The organism is Streptomyces populi (assembly GCF_002911015.1).
Classification (GTDB): domain Bacteria; phylum Actinomycetota; class Actinomycetes; order Streptomycetales; family Streptomycetaceae; genus Streptomyces; species Streptomyces populi.
This window is the reverse complement of record NZ_KZ627070.1, coordinates 1-3,110: the sequence shown is the minus strand read 5'-3', so window position 1 is coordinate 3,110 and position 3,110 is coordinate 1. Positions and strand designations below refer to the sequence as shown.

At 72.8% G+C, this 3,110-nt stretch carries 4 protein-coding genes; 2 read left to right on the top strand and 2 right to left on the bottom strand.

What is annotated here, in order from left to right:
* Together CW362_RS42600 and zapE are read right to left on the bottom strand one after the other, a co-directional pair.
* Positions 1-214, bottom strand: a 214-nt coding sequence (locus CW362_RS42600; RefSeq protein ID WP_240658355.1) for an SPFH domain-containing protein, incomplete at its 3' end; no start/stop codon positions are given.
* 132 nt (positions 215-346) lie between these two features.
* Complete coding sequence (zapE, locus tag CW362_RS42595) at positions 347-1,495, bottom strand: cell division protein ZapE (RefSeq protein WP_376452393.1); 1,149 nt, start codon at positions 1,493-1,495, stop codon at positions 347-349.
* On the opposite strand from zapE, the gene CW362_RS42590 reads away from it, so the two are divergent.
* Together CW362_RS42590 and CW362_RS42585 are read left to right on the top strand one after the other, a co-directional pair.
* Positions 1,494-2,303, top strand: a complete 810-nt coding sequence (locus tag CW362_RS42590) for a pyrimidine reductase family protein (RefSeq protein ID WP_103554934.1) — start codon at positions 1,494-1,496, stop codon at positions 2,301-2,303. The two genes, zapE and CW362_RS42590, sit on opposite strands and share 2 nt — an antisense overlap.
* 116 nt (positions 2,304-2,419) lie before the next feature.
* Positions 2,420-2,893, top strand: a complete 474-nt coding sequence (locus tag CW362_RS42585; protein WP_206301230.1) for an indole-3-glycerol phosphate synthase — start codon at positions 2,420-2,422, stop codon at positions 2,891-2,893.
* Positions 2,894-3,110 lie beyond the last annotated feature (217 nt).

Below are 3,110 nucleotides of genomic sequence, written 5' to 3'. Positions count from 1 at the left end.
TGGGCAGGGTCACGATCTGCATGTTGACCTTGCGCAACCGGTCCACGAAGGGCACGACCATGGTGAAGCCGGGGGAACGGACCTCGCCCGCCAGCCGCCCGAGCCGGAAGACGACCCCGCGTTCGTACTGCTTGACGATTTTGGCGCCGGCCGCGACGTAGACGACCGAGGCCGTACAGGCCGCCGTGATCGCCACGACGAGTTCCTGGACCATGACGACCCCCTTCCGAGCCGCCTGACATGTCTGGCCATTCCACTCTACGTCGCGGGGGCGCGGTCGTTACCGGTCGGTGAGGAAGGGGTCCCGGGGCCGGTGGCGTGTCGTGGTGCCGGGCGAACCGGGTGCCTACCGGGCTTCGCGGTCCTCCACGAGACCCTTCGCGTCGCGGGCGAGCGCGGTCAGCCGGGAGATCGCGCGGAAGTACTTCTTGCGGTAGCCGCCGTTCAGCATCTCCTCGCTGAACAGCCGGTCGAAGGGCATCCCGGAGGCGAGGACCGGCACCTCGCGGTCGTACAGCCGGTCGGCGAGCACGACGAGCCGCAGCGCCGTCGACTGGTCCGGGACGGGCTGGACGTCGGTGAGGCAGACCGCCTCGATCCCGTCGGTCAGGGCGCCGTACCGGCTCGGGTGGACCCGGGCGAGATGGTCGAGCAGGTGCGGGAAGTCGTCCAGGGAGGCGCCGGCGGTGGCGTACGCGGCCTTGGTGACCTGCTCGTCGGAGAACGGGGCGGGCGCCTCGGGCAGCCCGCGGTGGCGGTAGTCCTCGCCGTCGATGCGCAGCGGGCGGAAGCGCGCGGACAGGCCCTGGATCTCCCGCAGGAAGTCGGCGGCGGCGAACCGGCCCTCGCCGAGCTTGCCCGGAAGCGTGTTCGAGGTGGCGGCCAGTGCCACGCCCGCGTCGACCAGCTTGCCGAGCAGGGTGGAGACGAGGACGGTGTCCCCCGGGTCGTCGAGCTCGAACTCGTCGATGCACAGGAGGCGGTGCCCGGAGAGGGTCTGCACGGTCTGCTGGAAGCCGAGCGCGCCGACCAGGTTCGTCAGCTCCACGAAGGTGCCGAACGCCTTGAGCGAGGGCTCCGCCGGGGTCGCGTGCCACAGGGAGGCGAGGAGGTGGGTCTTGCCGACGCCGTAGCCGCCGTCCAGGTAGACGCCCCGAGGGCCGGCCGGCGTCTTCGGGGCCTTGCCCCGGCCGAACAGCCTCCGCTTGGGCGCGCCCACGGCGTGCGCCCCGCCGAGCCCCGCGGCGAACGTCTCGAGGACGCCCACGGCCTCGGTCTGGCTGGGCTGGTTCGGGTCCGGGATGTACGTGGCGAAGCGCACCGAGTCGAAGCGCGGCGGCGGCACCATCTCGGCCACGAGCCGGTCGGCGGGGACGTGCGGCTCGCGGGCGCACAGGGACAGCGGGGCCGCTTCGGCTATCGGGTCGATCGCGGAGGCGGTGGTGGTGGACGACACGGTTCCCCACTCTATGCGCCGTGCCACACTGCACGTCATGCGACGCCTGTTCCCTGTGACCTATGAAACAGCAGCCCAGGCCTCCGCCGAGGCCCCCGGGGCGGATCCGACGGAGCACGAGTGGGAGCTCGGGGAACTGGCGGAGGCGTACGCCTACCCCGGGGTCCGGCGGCCCTGGCTCCGGGCCAACATGGTGTCCACGCTCGACGGCGCGGCCCAGCACGACGGGCGCTCGCAGCCCATCTCGAACGCCACCGACATGAGGATCTTCGGTGTCCTGCGCGGGCTCGCGGACGTCGTGGTCGCGGGAGCGGAGACGGTGCGGCAGGAAGGCTACCGGCCGGCCCGCGCGCGTGAGGCCTTCGCGGAGTCGCGGAAGGCCGCCGGGCAGGACCCCGCGCCCGCGATCGCGGTGGTCACCGCGAGTCTCGACCTGGACTTCTCGCTGCCGCTGTTCACCTCGCCCCTGGTGCCCACCCTGGTGCTCACCGGTGCCGCCGCGGCGCCGGACCGGATCGCCGAGGCCGAGCGCGCGGGCGCGCGGGTGGTGATCGCCGGGGACGGCACGGGGGTCGATCCCGCCCGTGCGGTACGGGCCCTGGGCGACCTCGGGTACACCAGGCTGCTGACCGAGGGCGGGCCCCGGCTGCTCGGCCAGTTCATCGCGGCCGGTGTCCTGGACGAGATGTGCGTGACGCTGTCGCCGATGCTCACGGCGGGCGACGCCCAGCGGATCGCGGGCGGGCCCTCGGTGCCGGTCCCCCTGCGGTTCGAACTGGTGTCGCTGCTGGAAGAGGCCGGGTTCCTGTACAGCCGGTACCGTCGACCCGACCGACAGCCGGAATAGTAGATTCCGTTTCTCTTCGGCCGGGCACACTAATTCGCGCAGTACCCGTGCTGTCACGGGGCAGGATGGTTTCCGCAGGGGGCCGGGACGGCCCACGGACGAGAAGGGCGCCTGTCGTGTTCACGAGCGTATTGATGATCGAGAAGGCCCTGACGTCCGCCGACGTGGAGTTCGTCACCACCTTGCACGGAGACGAGACGGTCGCCTTCCACGTGCTGCTCCAGCCCCGGGGCGACCAGGCGGACCGGCTGCTGCGGGCCATCGACGACGTCGCGATGGGCGAGATCGACGAGGCGGCCCACGAGGGCGAGACACCGGAGGGCGAGGAGGCCGCCGGCCAGGGCGAGCGGGCGCTGGAGGTGTCGCTGCTGGCGCTGCGCGGGTCCGGCAGGACGGCCGAGGGCCGGCTCGTCGCGGACCACCCCCTCGACGAGCTGAAGAGCCTGGTCGACCAGGTGGAGGCCGACGAGGTCATCGTGCTGACCGACCCCCACTACGTGGAGGAGTTCTTCCACCGCGACTGGGCCTCCCGGGCCCGCCACAAGGTGGGCGTGCCGGTCCTGAAGCTGTTCTCGCACAGCAAGGCGTGAGCGGGGCCCGGGGTCTCCCGCGTGGCGAGGTGCGGGCGGTCTCGGACTCGTCCGTGGGGCGAGGCGGGGGCGGGGCCCGGGGTTTCTCGTGGGCGAGGTGCGGGCGGTCTCGGGTTCGCCCGCGCGGTGAGGCGTGAGCGGTCCCGGGGGCTTTCGCGCAGCGAGGCGTGAGTGGTCCCGGGCCCGCCCGTGGGGCGAGGCGCGAGCCGGCTCCGGG